General features: G+C 60.8%; 19 protein-coding genes and 2 tRNA genes. 9 read left to right on the top strand and 12 right to left on the bottom strand.

Translation table 11 applies throughout. The features are described from left to right. Window positions 1–148 precede the first annotated feature (148 nt). From KBX14_RS10215 to KBX14_RS10205, 3 genes are read left to right on the top strand one after another with little or no spacing between them, the layout of a single operon-like run. The gene (locus KBX14_RS10215) at window positions 149–970 is read left to right on the top strand and encodes a phytoene/squalene synthase family protein (RefSeq protein ID WP_252932026.1); all 822 of its coding nucleotides are present in this window, start codon (window positions 149–151) and stop codon (window positions 968–970) included. Beyond that, complete coding sequence (gene crtI, locus KBX14_RS10210; RefSeq protein ID WP_252932025.1) at window positions 967–2,517, top strand: phytoene desaturase family protein; 1,551 nt, start codon at window positions 967–969, stop codon at window positions 2,515–2,517. Before KBX14_RS10215 ends, crtI begins: the two co-directional genes overlap by 4 nt. A gap of 31 nt (window positions 2,518–2,548) precedes the next feature. Continuing rightward, complete coding sequence (locus tag KBX14_RS10205; RefSeq protein WP_256042479.1) at window positions 2,549–6,199, top strand: putative Ig domain-containing protein; 3,651 nt, start codon at window positions 2,549–2,551, stop codon at window positions 6,197–6,199. A gap of 18 nt (window positions 6,200–6,217) precedes the next feature. Here KBX14_RS10205 and KBX14_RS10200 read toward each other — a convergent pair whose 3' ends face one another. Then, window positions 6,218–6,463: an HNH endonuclease signature motif containing protein gene (locus KBX14_RS10200; RefSeq protein ID WP_256042478.1), complete on the bottom strand. Its 246-nt coding sequence runs from the start codon at window positions 6,461–6,463 to the stop codon at window positions 6,218–6,220. Between the two features lie 147 nt (window positions 6,464–6,610). Between KBX14_RS10200 and KBX14_RS10195 the strand changes: the two genes are divergently transcribed. Then, complete coding sequence (locus KBX14_RS10195; RefSeq protein ID WP_256042477.1) at window positions 6,611–7,339, top strand: hypothetical protein; 729 nt, start codon at window positions 6,611–6,613, stop codon at window positions 7,337–7,339. A 741-nt stretch (window positions 7,340–8,080) separates the two neighbouring features. On the opposite strand, the gene KBX14_RS10190 is transcribed toward KBX14_RS10195, so the two are convergent. The 3 genes from KBX14_RS10190 to KBX14_RS10180 form a co-directional block, all read right to left on the bottom strand. Continuing rightward, complete coding sequence (locus KBX14_RS10190; RefSeq protein WP_256042476.1) at window positions 8,081–8,920, bottom strand: hypothetical protein; 840 nt, start codon at window positions 8,918–8,920, stop codon at window positions 8,081–8,083. 69 nt (window positions 8,921–8,989) lie between these two features. Beyond that, entirely contained in the window at window positions 8,990–9,112 is a 123-nt protein-coding gene (gene ykgO / locus KBX14_RS10185) for a type B 50S ribosomal protein L36 (RefSeq protein ID WP_018020497.1), read from the bottom strand. A gap of 114 nt (window positions 9,113–9,226) precedes the next feature. Next, the gene (locus tag KBX14_RS10180) at window positions 9,227–10,588 is read right to left on the bottom strand and encodes a sugar porter family MFS transporter (RefSeq protein WP_256042475.1); all 1,362 of its coding nucleotides are present in this window, start codon (window positions 10,586–10,588) and stop codon (window positions 9,227–9,229) included. A 35-nt stretch (window positions 10,589–10,623) separates the two neighbouring features. Here KBX14_RS10180 and nadE point away from each other — a divergent pair, with 35 nt between their 5' ends. Beyond that, window positions 10,624–11,472, top strand: coding sequence for an ammonia-dependent NAD(+) synthetase (nadE, locus tag KBX14_RS10175; RefSeq protein WP_256042474.1), 849 nt, complete (start codon window positions 10,624–10,626; stop codon window positions 11,470–11,472). On the opposite strand, the gene KBX14_RS10170 is transcribed toward nadE, so the two are convergent. Together KBX14_RS10170 and KBX14_RS10165 are read right to left on the bottom strand one after the other, a co-directional pair. Next, window positions 11,469–12,224 carry a fructosamine kinase family protein gene (locus tag KBX14_RS10170; protein ID WP_070975269.1) on the bottom strand — a complete coding sequence of 252 codons (756 nt, stop codon included), beginning with the start codon at window positions 12,222–12,224 and terminating at the stop codon, window positions 11,469–11,471. The genes nadE and KBX14_RS10170 overlap by 4 nt on opposite strands. Next, the gene (locus tag KBX14_RS10165; RefSeq protein WP_070478257.1) at window positions 12,208–12,699 is read right to left on the bottom strand and encodes a methylated-DNA--[protein]-cysteine S-methyltransferase; all 492 of its coding nucleotides are present in this window, start codon (window positions 12,697–12,699) and stop codon (window positions 12,208–12,210) included. Before KBX14_RS10165 ends, KBX14_RS10170 begins: the two co-directional genes overlap by 17 nt. Window positions 12,700–12,734: 35 nt before the next feature. Here KBX14_RS10165 and KBX14_RS10160 point away from each other — a divergent pair, with 35 nt between their 5' ends. Beyond that, the gene (locus KBX14_RS10160) at window positions 12,735–13,598 is read left to right on the top strand and encodes an RluA family pseudouridine synthase (RefSeq protein ID WP_070478259.1); all 864 of its coding nucleotides are present in this window, start codon (window positions 12,735–12,737) and stop codon (window positions 13,596–13,598) included. A 20-nt stretch (window positions 13,599–13,618) separates the two neighbouring features. On the opposite strand, the gene KBX14_RS10155 is transcribed toward KBX14_RS10160, so the two are convergent. The 6 genes from KBX14_RS10155 to pgm all read right to left on the bottom strand — a co-directional run bounded on the left by KBX14_RS10155 (window position 13,619) and on the right by pgm (window position 18,809). Continuing rightward, window positions 13,619–13,691, bottom strand: a tRNA-Ala gene (locus KBX14_RS10155). 43 nt (window positions 13,692–13,734) lie between these two features. Continuing rightward, entirely contained in the window at window positions 13,735–15,678 is a 1,944-nt protein-coding gene (gene pulA, locus KBX14_RS10150) for a type I pullulanase (RefSeq protein ID WP_256042473.1), read from the bottom strand. Between the two features lie 53 nt (window positions 15,679–15,731). Beyond that, window positions 15,732–15,804: transfer RNA gene (locus KBX14_RS10145), tRNA-Ala, on the bottom strand. 85 nt (window positions 15,805–15,889) lie between these two features. Then, a complete protein-coding gene (locus KBX14_RS10140) occupies window positions 15,890–16,618 on the bottom strand; it encodes a DsbA family protein (protein ID WP_256042472.1) in 729 nt (242 codons plus the stop codon). A gap of 53 nt (window positions 16,619–16,671) precedes the next feature. Then, window positions 16,672–17,142, bottom strand: a complete 471-nt coding sequence (locus KBX14_RS10135) for a MauE/DoxX family redox-associated membrane protein (RefSeq protein ID WP_256005440.1) — start codon at window positions 17,140–17,142, stop codon at window positions 16,672–16,674. Window positions 17,143–17,153: 11 nt separating this feature from the next. Continuing rightward, a complete protein-coding gene (pgm, locus tag KBX14_RS10130; RefSeq protein WP_256042471.1) occupies window positions 17,154–18,809 on the bottom strand; it encodes a phosphoglucomutase (alpha-D-glucose-1,6-bisphosphate-dependent) in 1,656 nt (551 codons plus the stop codon). A 169-nt stretch (window positions 18,810–18,978) separates the two neighbouring features. Between pgm and KBX14_RS10125 the strand changes: the two genes are divergently transcribed. The 3 genes from KBX14_RS10125 to KBX14_RS10115 are packed head-to-tail and all read left to right on the top strand — an operon-like array spanning window position 18,979 to window position 21,140. After that, entirely contained in the window at window positions 18,979–20,397 is a 1,419-nt protein-coding gene (locus KBX14_RS10125) for a sodium:alanine symporter family protein (RefSeq protein ID WP_256042470.1), read from the top strand. Between the two features lie 21 nt (window positions 20,398–20,418). Next, window positions 20,419–20,790 carry a CrcB family protein gene (locus KBX14_RS10120; protein WP_256042469.1) on the top strand — a complete coding sequence of 124 codons (372 nt, stop codon included), beginning with the start codon at window positions 20,419–20,421 and terminating at the stop codon, window positions 20,788–20,790. Continuing rightward, complete coding sequence (locus KBX14_RS10115; RefSeq protein WP_176754783.1) at window positions 20,790–21,140, top strand: CrcB family protein; 351 nt, start codon at window positions 20,790–20,792, stop codon at window positions 21,138–21,140. The genes KBX14_RS10120 and KBX14_RS10115 overlap by 1 nt, the downstream gene beginning before the upstream one ends. The last annotated feature ends 250 nt before the right edge of the window (window positions 21,141–21,390 follow it).

The following is a 21,390-nucleotide window of genomic DNA, read 5'->3' as shown; positions in this document are numbered from 1 at the left end:
TACATATAGTAGTTACACGCGTGGTATTCCCAGCACGGCTCCCACCGCGGGTCCACATGTAGCCTAGACTATGAAAAATCACTTCCGATGACCTGAAAGCCCACCAATGTTTCGCTCCCACCCCAGCCCGCAGCAACGCTACAGCCACATGGCACGGCGCGCCGCGAGCGAGGTCATTGGCAGCTATTCGACGAGCTTCGGCGCCGCCACGCGACTACTTCCCGAGCCGCAGCGAACCGACATCCGCAACCTCTACGCGGTGGTGCGCATCGCCGACGAAATTGTGGACGGCGCCACCCCCTCCCCCGAGCGCGCGGCAGCCCTCAAGGACTACGAGCAGCGCGTCCGCAGCGCCACAGCAACCACGTTCCACACCGACCCGATCCTGCACGCCTTCGCCGATACCGCTCGCCGCTGCAACTTCGATGACGCCCACCTCGCTGCGTTCTTCACCTCGATGCGCCACGACGTAACCGGCGAGGCGCACACGGAGGAGTCCGTCGAGCGATACATCTACGGCTCCGCCGAGGTCATCGGTTTGCTGTGCGTGGATGTCTTCTTCGGGGGCCGACGCCCTCCCCAGGCCGAGTACAGCAAGCTGCAGGAAGGTGCGCGGGCGCTGGGGGCCGCGTTTCAGAAGGTGAACTTCCTGCGCGACTACGCCGACGACACCAACCGGCTCGCCCGTAACTACTTCCCGCAAGCTTCTTACCCGCTAACCAAGGCCGGCCGAGACGCGATCATCGCGGACATCCGCCACGACTTCGACGCCGCGTGGTCCGCCATCCCCGCGCTGCCCAAGCGCTGCGGTGTCGCCGTCGCGGTAGCGGCGAACCTGTTCGAAGCGCTCACCGACTTGCTCGCGGACACGCCACCAGAAGCCATCCTCACCCAACGAGTCCGGGTGTCCGCGCCGCGGAAAGCAGCGATCATCGCGCGGACAGCGGCGACGGGAAGGAGGCTGCAGTGACGGAGCGCGTTGTCATCATCGGCGGGGGAATCGCAGGCCTGGCAACAGCGTGCCTGCTGGCGAAGCGAGGTGCGGCGGTGGTGGTCGTCGAAAAAAATGGACACCTCGGCGGGCGCGCGGACGAGTTGCGCATCGACGGCTTCCGCTTCGAGACCGGCCCCTCCTGGTACCTCATGCCCGAGGCCTACGACCACTTCTTCGAGCTCATGGGCACCTCCACCGCGGCCGAACTCGACCTCCAGCTGCTCGACCCCGGCTACCGCATCTACCCCGAACACCACCCGCTTCTCGACGTTCCCTTCGGTACCGACGCCGTCGCCGACCTCTTCGAATCCCTCGAGCCCGGCGCGGGCGACGTGCTGCGCGACTACCTCGCCAGCGCCGCCGATGTCTACAACATCGCGCTCGACCGCTTCCTCTACACCACGTTCAGTTCGCTGCGGCCGTTCCTGCACCGCGACGTCGTCTCCCGCGCATTCACCCTCGCGGTGTTGCTGCTCCAGCCGCTGCAGCGCTACGTGGACAAGCGTTTCCGCGACCCGCGCCTGCGCCAGATCCTGCAGTACCCGGCGGTGTTCCTGTCCTCACAGCCGCGCGACACCCCGAGCCTGTACCACCTGATGAGCCACACCGACCTGACTCTCGGCGTGCGCTACCCACAAGGCGGATTCAGCGGCATCGTCACCGCGCTCGAGCGGCTCGCCCGCGCGCACGGCGTCGAAATCCTGCTTGAGCACGAGGCCACCAGCATCGAAGTTATCGACGGCTCCACCACCGGCATCCACGTGCTCAGCGACAGCGGAGAACGCTTCCTACCCGCCGACGTCGTCGTCGCCGCCGGAGACCTGCACCACACCGAGACTTCGTTGCTCCCCGCGTCTGCTCGCACCTATTCCGAGGCGCACTTTAAGCACCACAACCCAGGTGTGAGCTGCGTACTCGCGCTCATTGGTGTGCGCGGTGCGCTGCCGGAACTGCTTCACCACACGCTGTTCTTCTCCGAGGAGTGGGGCGAAGACTTCGACGCCGTGTTCCCTGCTGACAGCAGCGGCTCGCGCGACGCATCGCGCTCGATCTACGTGTGCAAGCCCTCCGCCACGGACCCAACCGTCGCCCCTTCCGGATGCGAGAATCTATTCGTGCTCATCCCCGTTGCTGCCGACCCGTCGATCGGTCACGGGGACGCGTACGGCGCTGCAGAGTCCCCGCGCGTCGCCGCCATCGTTGACGCGACACTGGACCTCATCGTCGCACGCACTGGTGTCGCTGACCTGCGGGAACGGGTCGTCGTGAAGCGAACTATCGGCCCCGCCGACTTCGCCGGACGCTACTACTCCTTCGCAGGTGGCGCCATCGGGCCTGCACATACCCTGCGGCAATCCGCGTTCTTCCGCGGTCGCAACATTTCCGCCAAAGTGGACAACCTGTACTACGCCGGGCAAACCACCGTTCCTGGCGTCGGTGTGCCCATGTGCCTCATCTCTGCCGAGAACGTGGTCAAGCGCATGCTCGGACTTCGTGACGCATCTCCTATACCAAAACTGTGAGAAGCTCGTGAAGATTCTGTACATTTAATTCATGCGAAGCCTTCGACCTGGTAAGACGCTTATCGCCCTTTTCACAGCCTTCGCGATGAGCGCCACTGTCATTTCCCCGCCCGACGCCACAGCCCAGACCACGAGCCAGTGGGTGCCCGATCAGCATGAGGAGCTGTTCGAACAGCGGGACAAACTTCTGTACTCGGAGGATGGCTCCGATTACATCTGCCAAGTTGCCCACATCGCCGACGGGCGCGTGTACACCGATGCGCTTTGCGGCGAAGGGCATTTCTTGTACTACCGCGACTCCGAGGGCTCCATACACTACTTCGAGGACAGGCAGACCGATTTTTCTCGCAACAAAGATCTCTTCCTGAATCGCTTCGCTTCCTACGCGATCCCGGACTCGCTGCTTCCACAAGTCGGTGAGTCAGCTGAGCCAATTCTCGGTTCGTACCTCTCGGCCGGGGATACCGTGACCGTTCACGGCCCACGGGAAGACTACGATGCAACGATTGAGAACACCACCGATGGTTTCCTGGCGATTACGCTTCCGAGCCATGCGTATTTGACACATGGCGCCCCAGTTTCAGTCGGCGGCCACTACCTTGGGATGTATGAGGACGTCTTTGACAACGACGACCACAGACAGGGACTCGTCCTCCTCGCAGACCCAGAAGTTCCTCCGACAAGCGAACCGAACAAAGTGGCGTTACTCCTCGAGCGTGAATCCATGCTGTCATATGCTCCGGGCGAAGTAAGCACGATTAACCAAGGTGACAAGATTTTTAACAACGGTCATCGTTGCACCGTCGGATACATCGATAAGTCCAACAGCCGTATTTTCTTAGCTGGTCACTGCAGCGATGGCGGCCCTCTCTACTTCACCGACACACAAAAAAGGAACTATTACCTGGGCACGATGGTGACTGAGTTCGACTTCGAGGGAAGTCTCACCAACAGCACCATGAGCAAAGACTGGGGCTATATCGATATCCCCGAAAACCGCTCGGCATTGCTCGGGGAGAATCGCTACTCCTCCGACAGCGTTCTCCTACCGTCGATGCTTCGCGTCGGACAGATGGTGTACGGCTTCGGTCAAACAACCGGCCACGTGATGGAGAACTACGTCATGGGCGTGATTAATAACGTCATCCTCCTCACACAACAAAATCCGATGCATGAGGGAGATTCCGGTGGGCCGAACTGGATCGTCGATGACGAAGGCAAAAAACACTTTATCGGGGTCAACTCCGGGAGTGACGATGTCCCAGAAGGTCAAGCCCACAAATACGGTATTGCTGTCGGATGGGAAGAAACTCCAACTAGCGACGAGTACGTCAACTACTCGGGCCTCGCGATGCAACAGTGGGACGCTTACCAAAAGGCACAGGACGAGGCCGAGAACCCCGTCGCGGTCAACCAAGGCGACACCGTGGGGCTCGACGACAATGATCGCGACCTCTTCCTCGACCAGGAGTGCACAGCGAAATACATCGATCACGTCCACCAGCGGATCTACACCAGTCCCGCGTGCACCGGGCCGGGCGGCGCGCGCGGAGTTTCTACGACATACGGGTGGCCCAAGCACTGGGCACTGGCCGAAATCGGTAGCTTCTATGATGCGCAGCTCCCCTACATCCAGGCCCCAAATGGCACACGGTTGGGCGAAAACCCTGGTGCTCCTGGAGCGCTCCTATCGACCGGCCAGGTACACCTGGGTGACGCAGCTAGCGTTGACTGGCGTTCATTGACGGTGGCAGGCACAGTCGGCGACGCGATCCTGCTTCTCCCCTATGGCGATTTCGCTCCAGAGATCAACACACCAGTTACCATCGGAGACGACGTTGCAGGCCTCGTTTCCGGGATCTACTCCGACGAGAACGGCAACGTGAAAGGCATTGAAGTTCAAAGCCTTCTCGAGACTAATCCGATTGAGCTTCCAGAGGGCTGGCAGGAAGACCTTCTCTACGAGTACGTGAAGGCAACTGACGAGACCGCTCCCGTGATTGTGGACGTCGAAAAGAAAGAATTCGACTCCGATGCCGAGATTGAACCCTTCGAATTCACCATCACGGACGAGTACAACGAGCTGACTGTCGAGGTAACCGACCTGCCAGAAGGTCTGTATGCGGACATTCAGTACGACGAGCCACGGCTCCGCGCCACCGTCACTGTTCGAGGGACACCGACGAAGCCTGGTTGGCAATACGCGAATGTAACAGCGCGAGATGCCCTCGGGAACGGGACCTCACGCAACCTCGAATTCTGGATTGCCGACGCCACTGCGCCCGTCATCGATACCACTCCGTTGATCTTGGAGGCCGGCGAGTACGCCGACCTTGAGATTCCAGTAACCGACAACAGCGGCTATTCCCCCAACGTGACAGTCAGCGCTCTCCCCGATGACCTCACGTCATATGAGGGACACATTCACGGGCAGACCAACGCAGTCGGAACGCACGACATCCACGTAACCGCCACGGACCCCGCCGGCAATAGCGCGACGGCGACCATCCCGCTCGAGGTGCGCGACACGAAGAAGCCGACCATCAACGTGCGGAGCAACGCTCGCTGGGAAGCCAATTCGGAATTCAATGACTCCATCAGCATTGAGGTTGACGACGCAACACCTGTCGACGTACGCGTCGAGGGTCTTCCCCGCGGACTTTTCTATGACGAAAGCAACAGAGCCATCGATGGCGTCACCGACGCGGTTGGTACGCATTCCGTCACCGTCATCGCTACCGATGCCGGCGGCAATACGTCCGAAGCTGGGCTCGAATTGATTGTGGAAGACACCACCTCCCCAACAGTGCAAAACGCTGAGTTTTCGTCCGAAGTCGGTTCACCGTTTTCGTATGTTGTTAATGCAACAGACAGCGTGGGACTAAAGCGGGTTACCGTTTCGGGCCTCCCTCACGGCCTGCGCTTCGACGAAAACTCTCGCACAATCAGCGGTACTCCTTCATCGCTTGGATACTTCCAAGCTTTTGTCACAGCTTCTGATAGGGCTGGAAATACTGGAGACGGTGTCATCGAATTCCGCGTGGTGGACACCGTCTTGCCTCGCATCTTGGTTGACCACAACCCGCCTGCGGCAACTAAGTTCGACCTGCCGATCCGAGTCGAGGACGCAACCAAGACGGCGTTGTCCGTGACCGGCCTGCCAGCCGGACTGCGACATAAAGGGAACCGGATTGTTGGTTCGACCAAAGATTCGGGCACACACCGTGTAGTCATCACCGCCACGGATGAAGCCGGCAATCAAGCTTCCGAGACGATCACCCTTTCAGTGCCGAAGCCTCGCCCAGCCAAGACGACAGCTCCCGCAGCTCCGTCAACGCAAACAAAGGTCCCGGCAAGACCATCTAAGACGACGGTGCCCTCGACGTCAGCTACGTCAGCCCCGCAGAAGCCGAAGGGGACGACCCCAGCTGCCGAGTCTCCGCGTCAAACTTCGGTCCCAGCCAAGCCGTCCGACGAGGCAACAACGCCTACAGCTCCGTCCGAAACAACTCCGGCGGCTAGCACGCAGTCCGAGCTTCCAACTGAAGAAGGTGGCAGCGCCTCCGGTTCCTCGAAAGGCGGAATCGCAGCACTGGTAATCCTGGGCATCATCGCGTTGGTTGGTGGCGTCGTCGCTACGAACCCTCAGCTGATGAAGCAGATTCAGTCGATGCTGCCGTAGGAAGATGCACCGACGTGCTTAGACTGTGGGGCGGTCCCAGTCCCACGTCGGTGCAGTCTCATCCGCAAACGAATCCATACCTGCGCCATCCATCTCAATTTCCGCAGCATCATCGCGATACCCCACCCGACCAGGCTCACACACCCACTGCTCACCACTGGCAAACCGGAAATACAACGTCGGGCCAGGCTTGACCACCCGAATAACCCCATCCGTGACCAACGAATGACACCGCGAACACAACGGCACCAAGTTGCTAATCAATGGAATGGCGTAAACTCTTGTGGAGTAGGTCGATTGGTGCCACTGCCACCGCCACGGGTTGCAAACATGCAGGTGGGAAACGTGTTGTGAGGCGTTGAACGGGCGCCGGTGGTACGTGGGTAGGGCCAACGCCTCTATGCTTGTTCTATGCACGCGTTCTTTTCTTGGCTCACGTCTCAAAGTGGCGTGTCGTTGTTGGTTGCCCTCATAGCCCTCGGTGGTGTGCTCATTAACAACCGAGCGGCGGAAAAGCGACGTCGTGCTGACCAAGCGGCGGCCGACCAACGGCGCAAAGACGACCAAGCGGCCGAGGACGCTAGACGTAAAGCCGACGACGACCGACGTGAACGGGAACGACGCGAACAACTGCAACGTGAAGATCGGGAGCGTCAACGCAAGGCAGTGGCCGATTGCATAAGAGAAATTACCAAGTCAGCAGCGCTTGTGAGCGAGCGCGCCGCGGCCGTTCATTTAGATGGGAGCGGAAGCGTTGAACAAGGGAAATTGATTAAGGCGGTTGAGCTCACTCGGTTCAATGTTGAAGCTACTAGTCAATTGACCTTGTTAGATGTCGAAATAACGCAACCCCATGTGAGTGCCCAATTAAAAGTGCTGTGGGAACAGATTGCGAGTGATTACCGGCCGCTATTGGAAGCTCGTAAGCGCGGTGGGCAAGCATGGATAAACCAAGCCCAGGATATGCCGCCCCTGAGTGATTTAGCTCTACACGGAATTAGAGCGTTAACCATTGTGGCCCGGTTGGCGCTACTTGAATGCCCCGAGCACATGGCAACACGACCGGTTGAACCACTCGACCTTGAAGAGTTCTACAAGGACACCCAAGCCAAGAGAGGCGACAAGGACAACGATAACTAACGATAGATTCACCGCCCCCGACGCTCTAGGTGTGAGCGCCGGGGCGGTGATCTATCCCGAGTAGCTAGGTGCCTAGCAAGTGGCCGATTCTAGTAGTAACCAAAACCGGGCAAGCCAGGCGTGTCACCTCGGTCGTGTCGGTTATCGACGGTGACCTTATTGGTGGTGTCCGTGCGGCGGACAGTGCGCGGGGTGCTTTTCGACGCCCACCTTCGGGCACCAGGGGCATTCGGACGTGGTGCACGCGGGTGGTGTCCGCGCGGCGGACAGTGAACGGGCCGGCCAGGAAGGGAGGAGGAAGTATCCGCGGAGCGGACAGTTCGCAACACGTTCAAACCCTGCACCGGTCAACTCAGATTGTCCGCGCGGCGGAATAACGTAGCCGACTCCTTAAGGCAGAGGGGACTGTCCGCGCCGCGGACATCTCGCTTGCTGAGAAATAGGTCAGCGTCAATGTCGGCAGTGTCCGCCCGGCGAAATGCGTGCACCCTTGATGCGGTGTCCGCGCGGCGGACAATAGTAGTGGCGTTTGCCAACGCCCACCTTCGAGTGTGCTGCACGCGGGTAGTGTCCGCGCCGTGGAATAGCAAGACCGGCACCTTAAGAAAGCGGATCCTGTCCGCGCCGTGGACACCTCACCTATTGAAAAACGGCTTGGTATCAATGCCGATAGTGTCCGCCCCGCGGAATATCACAGTGCCCGATCGATCTGTCCGCCCCGCGGACACCCCCATCAACCAATCAGCAGGCCGCAACCGGCAGCTGATCCAGCTGGCTCCGGAGCCGTTCTGCAACGGCGTTGGCCATGACTTGGCCGGTTTGGTAGCTGCCGTCGGCGGGGACAACGACCAAAGCCAAAGCAACGTCCTGCTCTGCGGAATTTGACACGAGTCCCATCTGGCGCACTTCGTATCCACCAGTCTCCGAGGGCCCCCACCCGCCTTTGAACCGCGCATTGGGAAGCTGGCCGAAGCCGTAGTCCTGCCCGGGCACGATTTGCCCCATCAACTCAAGGACGGGGTCGGCGTCGCTCAGGCAGCTCAGATTGGACATGAAAGTGGATTCCTCGGCGGCGGTGAGCATGGTTTGGCCGAAGGTTGAGAACTCGGGTCGGATGCGTTCGGTGTTGATGGTTTTTGGTACGCCGCCCTCGGCCAAAACGGTGTCGCCGACGCCGGGTGGCAGGGCGTTCCAGAGTTGCAGCGCGGCGTCGTTGTCTGAGGCGGTGATCGCGGCGGGTGCTGCGAGCTGCGCGGTGTCGGGCGCCACGCGGTACGCGGCGACTGCGAGTGGGACTTTGATGGTTGACCAGGCAGGCATCGCTGGGTCGTTGCTGCTTCCTATGCCGCCTGCGGCGACTGCGACAGTGCCACCGAACTGGTTGGCAACTTCGTCGGCGATAGTGGAGAGCAGCTTATCGACGCCCACTTCGCCCACCGGCTCGTCAACTGGTGCAGGCGGCTGAGCGTTCGGGTGCGTCGTCGTTGAGGTGACGGTGATGGTCGGCGGGGCGTCGATAGTGGGTGTCCCGCAGGCCCCGAGGGCGGTCACGGCGAGGAAGGCGCAGCATGCTCGTTTCACCTCCACCACCCTAGTGCCCTGGGCACGAAAAAACCCGCACACGAGGTGCGGGTTTTCACGAGTGCTGAATTAGCCCTGACGAGCCTTGAAGCGTGGCTCCTTCTTGTTCAGGACGTAAACCTTGCCGCGGCGGCGCACAACCTGGGCGCCCGGCTTGTTCTTCAGCGACCGAAGCGACTTGCGGACCTTCATCGGGCGCTCCTTTCTAATCGAGGATCTTCATCTTCGTGCGACCACTGGAAACAGTCTGGTCGCGACACGTCGCGTTATATTACCCCATCACGTGGGGAAACCAAAACGCCGGTGCTACTTGGTGTAGCGTTGCTCCATTTCCGACGCCACTTCGTCCAGGCTCCGGTTCATTGTTTCGGGGACGAAGTAGCGGACGAATCCTGCTGCAAGGATGCCACAGATGATGAAGATGGAGAAGGTGGCGGTGGCGGAGAGGGCGTCGACAAGTGGGAGGAAGAACTGGGCGACGATCCAGTTCATCACCCACAGTGCGAGCCCTGCGAGCCCCATGCCTGCGCCGCGGATTTGTGGCGGGACCAGCTCGGAGATAAGCAGCCAGGTCGTGGGCGAAACTGCTGACTGCTGCGATGCGATGAACAGCGCCATGCAGGCGAGGGAAACCCACGCGAGTGCGGCGTTGTTTTCCGCGGCGCGGTACGTGAGCGTGAGCGCGAAGAGGAAGATGACGTTGCCGCTCAGGCCGATGAGCAGTAGCCGTTTACGGCCGATCCTGTCGATGACCTGCAGTCCGACCCAGCACGCGACGACGGAGACGAGCCCGATCACCATGGAGGTGTAAACGGCATTTTCGGTGGAGAGGCCGACTTTGTTCATCATCGTTGGCGCGAAGTAGACGATGGCGTTCACACCGGTGACCTGCTGCGTGATGCCGAGTAGCGCGGCGATCAGCACGGTCATGCGTAGCCATCGAACGTTGCGCAGGCGTGCCCACTCGCCGCCGCGCTGGGCGCGAAGCTCGGCGTCTTCGGTGGTTTCGAGGGTGAGTTCTTCGCGGGTCATGCCGACTCGGTCGCCGATGGTGAGGGCTGCGTCGATACGCTGGTGGCGGGCGAGCCACAGGGGCGTTTCAGGCAGGAATGCCATGCCGATGGCCAGCGCGGCTCCGGGCACTGCGGCGAGTCCGAGCATCAGCTGCCAGCTGCCGGTCGAGGCGAGTGCGGAGTTCACGGAGTACGCGAGCAGCTGCCCCACCACAATCATCAGCGTGTTCAGCGACACCATCTTGCCGCGCACCCGGGCGGGCACCATCTCCGAGATGTACATCGGCGCCACGATGGACACTCCGCCGACGCCGACTCCTAAGAACGTTCGGGCCGCCGCGAGTGCTCCCACCGACCCCGCAAGCGCGCACCACAGCGAGCCTGCAATGAACACGATGCCGCCCATTATTAAGGTGCGTTTGCGCCCAAGCCTGTCCGCGATCGACCCGCCGCTGAGCGCGCCGACCGCTGCGCCGACGAGCAACATTGAGGTCACCAGGCCTTCTTGCCCTGGGGTGAGCTGGAATTCGGGGGTGATGTAGAGCAGCGCGCCGCTCATCACGCCGGTGTCGTAGCCGAAGAGCAGCCCGCCCAGCGCGGCAACGCCCGCAACTTTCCGGACGTAGCTTCGTTGGGCGGTGGTGAGTTGTTGCATGCATACCAATATGCACCGTGGGTACGCTGGTTCCTATGTCTCGGCCAGATTCACCGCAAGTTAGCAGCAAACAGCAAGAGATCATCGACACGCTCGGGGTCCAACCTTCGATTGATCCCGCGCGCGAAATCGAGCGTCGCGTCGCATTCCTCTGCGACTATGCCCGCGCAGCCTCCTCAGCCGGTTTCGTACTCGGCATTTCCGGGGGCCAGGACTCGACGCTCGCAGGTCGCCTCGCACAGATCGCTGTCGAGCGGCTGCGGGACTCGGGTGTCGACGCCCACTTCCTCGCCGTCCGCATCCCCCACGGTGTCCAAGTCGACGAGGACGACGCCCAGTTGGCGCTCCGCTTCATCGAACCGGATGAGACGGTGACCGTTGACATTGCTCCTGCCACGAAGGCGCTCAGCGATGAGGTCGCCGGTGCGTTGGGGGCGCCCCTCAGCGACTTCAACAAGGGCAACGTGAAAGCCCGCCTTCGAATGGTGGCGCAGTACGCGCTTGCCGGCGAGCGCAACCTCCTGGTCATCGGCACTGACCACGCGGCGGAAAACGTCACCGGTTTCTTCACCAAGTTTGGCGACGGCGCCGCAGACCTCACCCCCCTCGTCGGCCTCAACAAACGCCAAGGCGCAGCTCTCCTCCGCGAGCTCGGCGCCGACCCTCGCCTCTGGGAGAAAGTCCCCACCGCCGACCTGGAAGAGGACCGCCCGGCCTTGCCCGATGAAGAAGCGCTCGGCGTGACCTACCAGCACATCGACGATTACCTCGAAGGCAAAACCGTTCCGTCCGCGGCGGCGGAACGCATCGAGCACCTCTGGCGCATCGGCCAGCACAAACGACACCTGCCGCCAGGGCCAGATTCCTCCTGGTGGAAGGCTTAGCCCGTCACGTCTAACGTCGCTTGCGCGGCGTTGGCAAGCTCCCCCGCGTACGCCGGGCCGTGCGTCAACGCGTGCACGGCCAACGGGTGAAGCTGGTGAATCGGGATGCGCCGACGCCAGTCCTCCCCCAGGCTTGCCCGCGACTCGTAGCCCGCAAGGATATCTTCCAAAAACGGCGCGCCGAACAACGCCAGCATGGCGATGTCCGTCAACGGGTGCCCACCGTGTGCCGCCGGGTCGATGAACCTCGGGCCGGACTCGTCGAAGAGCAGGTTGCCCGCCCAAAGATCGCCGTGGATACGCGCCAGCGGGGCGTCCTCGTCCCCCTCAACGAGCGCAGCGCAGGCGCGTTCCACGAGCTCTAGCTGCTGCTTCGAAATATTTCCCGCCACATGTGCGCTCCTAGCGAACGGCAGCACGCGCTGCTCGGTATAAAACTTCGCCCACCGCTGCTCCGGCACGCAGTCCTGCTCAACCCGGCCGATGAAGTTCGGGCCATCCCACCCGGTCGGCGGCGCACCGAAGGCTTCAGCGCCCATCGCGTGGATCTTCGCCAGCTCCTCCCCCGCCCGGCGCGCCGCGTCACGAGTGGGTCGCACGGTTTCGACGCGTTCTATTCGCAACGTCCGCTGCTCCTCGTCCACGCCGCGGACCTCCACGACTGCCTCGCTGCCCTCGCGCAGCCAGCGCAGGCCGGCGGCCTCGCTGCTCGCCTGGCCCGGCGCGGTACAACGCTTACTGAAATCGTTCATGGTGGCCCTCCAATGCAAGCAAGAATCGCTTCATGTCTTCCCCACCACGGTAGCGCCCGAGGTGGCCGTCGCTACGCACGACCCGATGGCACGGAATGAGCAGCGGCAGCGGATTTTTCGCGCACGCAGTGCCGACGGCACGCACCGCCCCCGGATTATCGACGTCCGCAGCAAGCTCCTTGTACGTTATCGTCTCACCGAACGGCACGTGTTGGAGCGCGCCCAGCACCTTCGTCCGGAACGGCGGGAGGCCCTCAAGGTCGACCGGGACATCGAAAGACGTTCGTGTCCCGGCGAAGTATTCCTCGAGCTGCCCGCGGACGGCACCAATCGGTCCGGGGCGCGCGCCTGTGGCGTGGATTACCTCAGCGGGGTCGTCCGTCGGCAACGCGATCCGGCGTACTCCGCGCGGCGAAACGACGATTGTCAAGGGGCCTACCTGCGTCTCGACGGTAGCGAATGATGTTTCACACATGGCACCAGTACTAGCACCTTGCTATGGTGCCAGCCATGACCACCCGCATTCCCCTACCTGGATACACGGCGATCACGGTCCCGGAGGACCACGACGGTCGGCGGATGCACAAGTTCCTCGCCAGCTACACCACGTGCCCGGCGACCATGCTGTTCAAGCTCGCACGCAAGGGGGCGTTGCGGGTCAACCAGAAACGTATCAAGCAGGATTACCGCGTCCGGGCTGGGGACGTGATCACGTTGCCGGGTGAGTTCTGTCAGGAAGCGAAGAGGGCGTCGAAAAGTAAGAGCCACGAGTTTGAGGTGCTGTGGGAGGGGCCGACGGCACTGGTAGTAAATAAGCCGGCGGGGGTGCCGGTGCATGCGGGAACCGGGACGCGGCGCGGCGTCATCGAGCGCATCCGTGACGTGTACCCCGACGCTGAGCTTGCGCACCGCATTGATAAGGAGACGTCCGGGGCGCTGCTGATCGCGCTCAACCATGCAGAGCTGCGCCACCTGCAGCGAGCCTTCCGCGAGCAGAACGTGATCCGCATCTACCGCGCAGTCGTGGAGGGACGCTGGGCGGGTACACGCGACGTAAAGGCCCCGATCGCGCGAACACCGAAAACCATGGTCGTACGTGCCGACGGCGACGACGCCCACACACGATTCCGCCGCGTGGAAAACCGCGGGCCGAACACGCTCGTCGAGGCCGAGCTCATTACTGGACGACGCCACCAAATCCGCGTCCACGCCTCCCACGAAGGCCACCCCATCGTCGGCGACCGCGCGTACGGCTCGCGTACGGGCGCGCAGCGCATGTTCCTGCACGCGTACCAGCTGGAGTTCACGCTGCGCAACGGCGAGCACGTCGCAGTGACGGCGCCGGTCCGGGAACACAAAGACCGCAGGTCTTAAGCAACCTGCGGTCTTTTCTGTGGAGCTAACGGGATTCGAACCCGTGACCCCCACACTGCCAGTGTGGTGCGCTACCAACTGCGCCATAGCCCCGCGCACGCTAAAACACGCGTAGGTGCCAGCTTATACCGTGCGTTTAATGTGAGGCAAATGCGACCGGGGCTGCCCGGAGGACCATGATGCTCAGCGGTGGGACAGTAACGTCGCCGTGTGAAGTGAGTAGTCGTGGCTCCTCGTAGACGTCCGTTGCCTGGATCATCACTTCATACTCACCGGTTGGCAGCGGCGCCTGCCACGGTTCCGTCGCGGCGTTCACGTACACGAAGGCGTCACGATTGCCTGGGAATGCATTTTTCACGGTGTAGGCAACATGATTCATGTGCACGTTGTCAGCACCAGCAACGATTCCGTGCGTGTACTTGCTGTTAATCGCCTCATAGCTCGGCAGGCGCATGAAGTCGTAGCGCTTGCGGAACGCGTTCAGGTCGCGGAAGAACTGCACGTGCTTTGCAAACTGAGCTGCTCTGTCGTAGTCGAGCGCGTTGACCTCATCTGGCGACTTGTACGAGTTGTGGTCGCCCGCCTTCGTGCGCAGAAACTCCTGCCCCGCATGAATGAACACTGCTCCGTTGGCCAAGTACTGCGTGGCCGTAGCGAGTGCATGACGCCGCGCGATCTCCTCATCAGACGCGTGCGGCATGCTGCCCTTGAGCTTGTCGAACATCGTGTAGTTATCGTGAGCCTCGTTGTACACCACGGACTGCTCCGGACCCAGGTAGTCCCGCACGTGCTGAGCGCCCTTGATGTTGTTCAGCAAGTCCCAAGAACGATGCTCCTGATCCGCGCCGTTTACAAAGCCAGCATGCTCCAACTCAAAGTTGGAGCCCTTGACGGTGTCGCGGTATTGATCATTGAAGAACGCGATACCCGGCAGCTTGTCGGCGTTCTTCTGGTTCGCGCCGAGCACGCCTCCGGGGTGGTTGCCCATCTCCCACCCCTCCCCGAGGATGACTATCGAAGGATCAATCTCATTGAGCGCCTCGCGCACGGCGTTCATCGTGTCGACGTCATGAATCCCCATCAGGTCAAACCGGAAGCCGTCGATGTTGTATGTTGTGGCCCAGTACGTCACTGAGTCAACGATGTACTTGCGCATCATGGGCCGCTCTGACGCGGTTTCATTGCCGACGCCCGTCCCATCAAGAAAGTTGCCTTGCGAGTCCGTCCGGAAGAAATAGTTAGGCACCGTCTGCTGCAACGGCGAGTGCTCCGCGACGTAGACGTGGTTGTACACCACGTCCATGATGACCCGGATACCATCAGCGTGCAGCGCGGCAATCATGGACTTCAGTTCCACGATTCGCGCGGTTGGGTCCTGGGGGTGCGTCGAATAGGAGCCTTCGGGAACGTTATAGTTTTCCGGATCGTAGCCCCAGTTGTACTGTGCGTTAAACGACAGGTCGCCGATCTCATCCACGCTGCCAAAATCGTAGATCGGCAGCAACTGTAGATGGGTGATACCCAGGGACTTCAAGTAGTCCAGACCCGATGGGTTCCCCGCCTGTGTCTTGGTCCCAGCCTCGGTGAGTCCCAGGAATTTCCCCTTGTGCGTGATGCCATTGTCCGGTCCGATGGTCAGGTCGCGCACGTGTGCCTCATAAATGATAGCGTCCTGCATCGAAGAAAACGGCGCCATACGCTTGCCGGACCACCCCTCGGGCACAATATGCTCCGCATCAACGACCACGGTGTGCTCCCCGTTGGCGGTCACTGCCCGCGCGTAGGGGTCGACGGCTTCGTTGACTGTTCCGTCTCCAAACTCCAGTCGGTAGCGGTACTCCAGCCCGTGGCGGTCACCTTCGAGGGTGAGTTCCCAGGTCCCACGCTCGCCCCTTGCCAGAGGAGTCACGGCAGCGTTATCGGAGTAATTCACGAACTCTACTGCACGCGCCGTCGGCGCCCAGACCCGAAACGTGGTCTTTTCCGGGGTATAGATCGCGCCGAGCTCGCCGTCGTAGAAGTACTTCTCGTGAAACTCGTTCGAGTAATTGATCGCAGACTCACCCTCAACACAGCTCATTGCTACAACAAAAAGCTCCCCACCAGTTCTTCACCGGTGGAGAGCACTCTCTGTGGAGCTAACGGGATTCGAACCCGTGACCCCCACACTGCCAGTGTGGTGCGCTACCAACTGCGCCATAGCCCCTTGAACTCTTACGAGCTTTCATCACCATACACGTGAAGAGAGCCTGGCCACAAATCATGCAGCCAGGCCCCACGCGGACATACAGTTAGCTGTTTGCGACGGTATCGACCCAGTTGTCGATCTCGCCTTCAACGTCCTTGCCGTCAACCATGACGCGCGGAGTCCACGCCTCACCGGCGCGCTCTTCCTGCAGCTTCATGTTGCCGTTCGACATTGCGCGCGCCGCATCGTAATAGGTCTTATCGCGGATGTCCTGTACCGCCTTGTCGCTAGCGCCGTAGTCGCGGGCCAGGTCAGCGAGGTCATCGTCGGTCACCTTCGAGTACACGTCCTTCTGGTTGACCATCAGGTGGTCGCGGAGGTTCATCATCGCAGCTGGCTCGTTATTTGCGACGAGTGCCAGCTCCGCAGCCAGCCCCATCGTGGAGTGACCGTTGGTCAGGCCATCGAGCGTCACCATCGGGCGCAGCTCGACCTCAATCTTGCCCTCGCGCAGCTTCTCGAACATCTGCTCATCCGTCGCTACCGCCAGATCTGCACAGTGTGGGCACGAAAAGTCCTCGTACAGCTCTGCCATCGGGGCGTCGTCGACATCTTCGGCTGCGAGGCGAATGAAGTGGTCGTCCTCGTTCCAGCTCACAGTGATGCCAGTAGTGTCAATCATGTTCTCGGCCATGGCTGCCTCGCGGCCCTTCTTGCCGTTGACGAAAATCAGGCCGATCACAAGCGCCGCGATCGCAATCACTGCAACGATTGCCCAGATGAACCCTGCACCGTTCTTCTCGTTCGGGTTCTTCACCTTACGGGTAGTCACGTATTTACTCCTTGACGTTGGAAATTGCCCAACAGCTTAATCGCTGGATGAGGCTATGGATAAATCGCAAACTTCTTGTACGGCACATAAATCATGAACAAGGTCGCCGCGATCAAGACAAAGTCACGCAGGATCGTCTCAATGAGGTTCGTGCCTTCATCTGACGGCTGCGGGCCAAAGCACCCACAGTCGATGACCAGCCCTCGCGACCACGCCGAGTACATCCCGATGATGAACAGCACCAGGACCCCGATCGAGACCCAGCCGCATTCACGCAGCTTGATGCCAGCCAGCAGGAGCAGGCCACCGGCCAGCTCCAACGGTCCGATCCACTGCGCCAAAATATTCGACCACTCATGGGTGAAAATCTCGTACGCAATGATGTTTTGCGTCACTTCCATATGGGCGCCAATCTTGGTCCACCCGGCGACAATCCACACAGCCGCCAGCCCAAATCGCGCCGCAGCCGACGCGATTTCCAGCAGCTTGCCTCTTGCCTGTTTGGTCTCGTGTGTCTCAGTCACGATTGGCCATTCTATCCGAGCACCTGCGCAACAAGCTCTTTCGCAGCCTGCTGCACCTGCGCCAAATGCTCCTTGCCCTTGAAACTCTCGGCGTAAATCTTGTACTTGTCCTCCGTACCCGATGGTCGCGCCGCGAACCAGGCGTTTTCCGTGGTCACCTTCAGGCCGCCAATCGGTGCACCGTTGCCTGGTGCCTCGGTCAGCTTCGCGGTGATCGGCTCACCGGCGAGCTCCGTTGCGGTGACCTGCTCCGGGGAGAGCGCCTTCAGCGTCGCCTTCTGCTCGCGGTTCGCCGGGGCATCAATACGTGCGTATGCCGGGGAGCCGAACTTCTCAGCCAGTTCAGCGTAGCGTTGCGACGGCGTCTTCCCCGTCACAGCTGTAATCTCCGCCGCGAGCAGATCCAGAATCAGGCCGTCCTTATCAGTCGACCACACCGTGCCATCCTTCCGCAGGAAGGACGCACCCGCGGATTCTTCGCCGCCGAAGCCAACGGTGCCGTCGATAAGCCCTGGCACGAACCACTTAAAGCCAACCGGAACCTCGACGAGCGTGCGCCCAAGCGATGCCACTACACGGTCAATCATCGACGAGGACACCAGCGTCTTGCCAACTGCGGTGTTGTCCGCCCAGCCCTCGCGATGTGAGAACAGGTACTCGATCGCGACGGCGAGGTAGTGGTTCGGGTTCATCAGACCGGCGTCCGGCGTGACGATCCCGTGGCGGTCCGAGTCAGCGTCGTTGCCGGTAGCGATGTCATACTTGTCACGATTGTGCACCAGCGATGCCATCGAGTCCGGCGAGGAGCAATCCATGCGGATCTTTCCATCAGTGTCGAGCGTCATGAAACGCCATGTCGGGTCGACCTCCGGGTTCACCACGGTCATGTTCAGGCCGTGCTTCTCAGCGATTGCACCCCAATAATCGACGCTCGCGCCGCCCATCGGATCTGCGCCAATGCTCAGACCGGATTCACGAATCGCCGCAATGTCGACGACGTTCGGCAAGTCATTGATGTAGTTATTCAGGTAGTCGTAGCGCTGCGCACGCTCATCGAGCACACCAGACGCCGCGGAGCGCTTCACGCCCTCCAAACCGTTTGCGATGTACTCGTTCGCCCGCTTCGCAATCCAGTCCGTAGCGTCAGTGTCCGCCGGACCACCTGACGGCGGGTTGTACTTAAACCCGCCATCACGAGGAGGGTTGTGCGACGGCGTAATCACAATGCCGTCCGCACGCTTCGCATCCGTCCCGGTCACGCCGCCAGGCAGCTTCGCGTTGTGCGACAAAATTGCGTGCGACACCGCCGGAGTCGGTGTGTAACGCCCAGCGGCGTCAACAAGCACCTCAACCCCATTGCCAAACAACACCTCAAGCGCGGAGACCATCGCTGGCTCAGACAACGCGTGCGTATCGCGCCCGATGAAGACCGGACCGCCAATGTTTTGCTCACGACGGTAGTCGACGATCGCCTGCGTGGTCGCCAGAATATGCGCCTCATTAAACGCGTTATCAAGCGAAGAACCACGGTGACCAGAGGTACCAAACACCACCTGCTGGTCAGGATTGTGCGGGTCTACATCACGGGTGTAGTAAGCAGTCACCAACGACGCGATATCGATCAAATCTTCCGGGCGGGCAATCTGGCCAGCACGTTCATGAGCCATACGACAACATCCTTTCGAATACGTTCACACCCATCTTTCCCTTTTTTGGAAACTTCTGCCAGAAAGGTCGTACAAACCGTGTACACACGGGAGGTTATGTGTCTATTATCTCAATCACGTTATCGGCAGAAAGGTAACCTGGCCCACACCCTATTGCGAAAGGATCACGATGGCTGCGCAACTCAACGAAATCCTCGGGACGATCGCCTCGTTCGTCTGGGGCCCATTCCTGCTCATCCCGCTGCTGCTCGGCACGGGCCTCTTCCTGACCGTCCGAATGGGTGGCATCCAGTTCCGCACGCTCGGTCGCGCGACCCGCCACGCGTTCGTCGATAAGAATGAAGAAGGCTCCGGCGACATCAGCAACTACCAGGCCTTAACGACGGCCCTCGCCGCAACAGTCGGCACCGGCAACATCGTCGGCGTAGCAACCGCGATCTCGATCGGTGGCCCGGGCTCCCTGCTCTGGATCTGGGTCACAGGCATCGTCGGCATGGCATCGAAATACTCCGAGGCCTACCTTGGCGTCCGCTTCCGCACCACCGACGACAAAGGACGCCAACAAGGCGGACCACACGAGTACCTCCGCCGCGGAATCCCAGGCCCGCTGGGGTCCGCGCTCGCGGTCGCATTCATGCTCTTTACTATCTTCGCGTCTTTCGGCATCGGTAACCTTACCCAGGGCAACTCCATCGCTGCAGGCATGCAGGAAGCGTTCGGCATCGAACCTACTGTCTCCGGCATCCTGATCTTCATTGGCGTCGGCGCAGCCATCTTGGGTGGTATTGAAGGCATCGGCAAGATCACCGCAGCGTTCGTCCCTCTGATGATTGTTCTCTACGTCGGTGGCGGCATCGTCGCACTCGCTTTGATGGCAGACCAGATCCCTGCAGCTATCTCTCTCATCTTCCACGACGCGTTCACCGGCTCAGCCGCGACCGGTGGCTTCGTCGGCTCCACCATCATGATGGCAATCCAGTTCGGTGTTGCCCGCGGCATCTTCTCCAACGAGTCCGGCATGGGCTCCGCAGCAATCGCCGCTGCGGCAGCGAAGACCCAGCATCCCACCCGCCAGGCACTGGTATCCATGACCCAGACGTTCATTGACACCCTGATCGTTGTTACCATCACCGGCCTTGTCATCGTGACCTCCGGGACCTGGGACCTGGGACGCGACGAAGCAGCAGTCATGACCGCACGCGGCTTCTCGACGGTCCTGCCAGGCACCTGGGGCGGCGACATCGTTTCCGTTTCCCTCATTTTCTTCGCCTTCTCCACGATCCTGGGCTGGTCCTACTACGGCGAACGCGCCGCAACCGCCCTCTTCGGCCAGTGGGCTTCATTGCCATACAAGATGTTCTTCACCGCCGTAGCGTTCCTCGGCGCCACGACACACCTCGAACTCGTATGGACGTTCTCCGACCTGGCGAACGGCCTTATGGCAATCCCGAATCTCATCGGTCTGCTGCTGCTTTCCGGGCTTGTCGCCCGTGAGACTCGCGAGTACCTCAAATTCGATCCGAAGCTTCGCCGTAGCCCCGAGGAGGTTGCAGTATTTGTAAAGCAGCAAGGCATGAATTGGGAGTAAGCGCACTAGTAGACTTCTGGTGTGCAATTACAAAACATTGAGTCGAATGAGCCCCTCGCGGTAGGCGTCGGAGCGGGCACGGGAGCACTTACGCGCTACGTGCTTACAGCGGGACTCCTTGCGGTGCTGCCAGCAGCACCGCATTACGCATTTCTGGTCACGCTTGGCATCAACGTGTTGGGCAGCTACGCAATGGGTTACTTCCGACCAGGCCCATTACTCGGCACAGGTTTCCTCGGAGGCTTCACTACGTTCTCCGCCCTCACCGTCGCCGCAGCGCAAACGACTGCAATCACTGCCTTCATCTACGTACTCTCCAGTGTTGTCTTCTGCATCGCTGGCTGGTGGGCTGGCGACGCCATGCGTGAGCGCAAGGAGGACGGTGATCGATAGTGTTTATTGACCCAATTGCTATCCCTGCAGTGTTCTTTGGCGGCGCGCTGGGCGGCGCCACACGGTGGTGGATTAGTTCCGCCCTCCCACCGCGCAAGGGCACCTTCACGGCCAACGCTGCTGCATCCATGGTCCTCGGATTTACAGTCGCGATGGCGCCGATGTGGGCAGTGTTTATTGGAACGGGATTTGCTGGTGCCCTCTCTACATGGTCGACGCTCGCCAAAGAAGCAGGAATGCTGCTCAAAGAGCGCAGGTACGCACGATGCGCAAAGTATCTGTTGTGGACGCTCGCCGTCGGCGTTGCGTTCGCAGGGCTAGGCGTAATGCGCGGTAACGCGGCATTTTAGACGGTTACCAAGCGCTGCAAATACTTTTTGTGTGTTGTCTGTGGACCAGAATTGGTAACCGACCACGCGCAACCATACCTTGTTGTTTGTTGTGAGGGTGCACAAACAAGAATGTGGTGGGTGTGACACCCACCTCCCTAAACAAAGAGGGGATGTCGCACCCACCACACACAAAAATGAAGTTATAGGCCGGCGGTAACCTACTCTCCCACACCCTCCCAGGTGCAGTACCATCAGCGCGGGCGGGCTT

The sequence above is a fragment of the Corynebacterium sp. CCUG 61414 genome, from assembly GCF_024453945.1.
Classification (GTDB): domain Bacteria; phylum Actinomycetota; class Actinomycetes; order Mycobacteriales; family Mycobacteriaceae; genus Corynebacterium; species Corynebacterium pseudogenitalium.
This window is presented reverse-complemented; position numbering and strand designations above follow the sequence as displayed.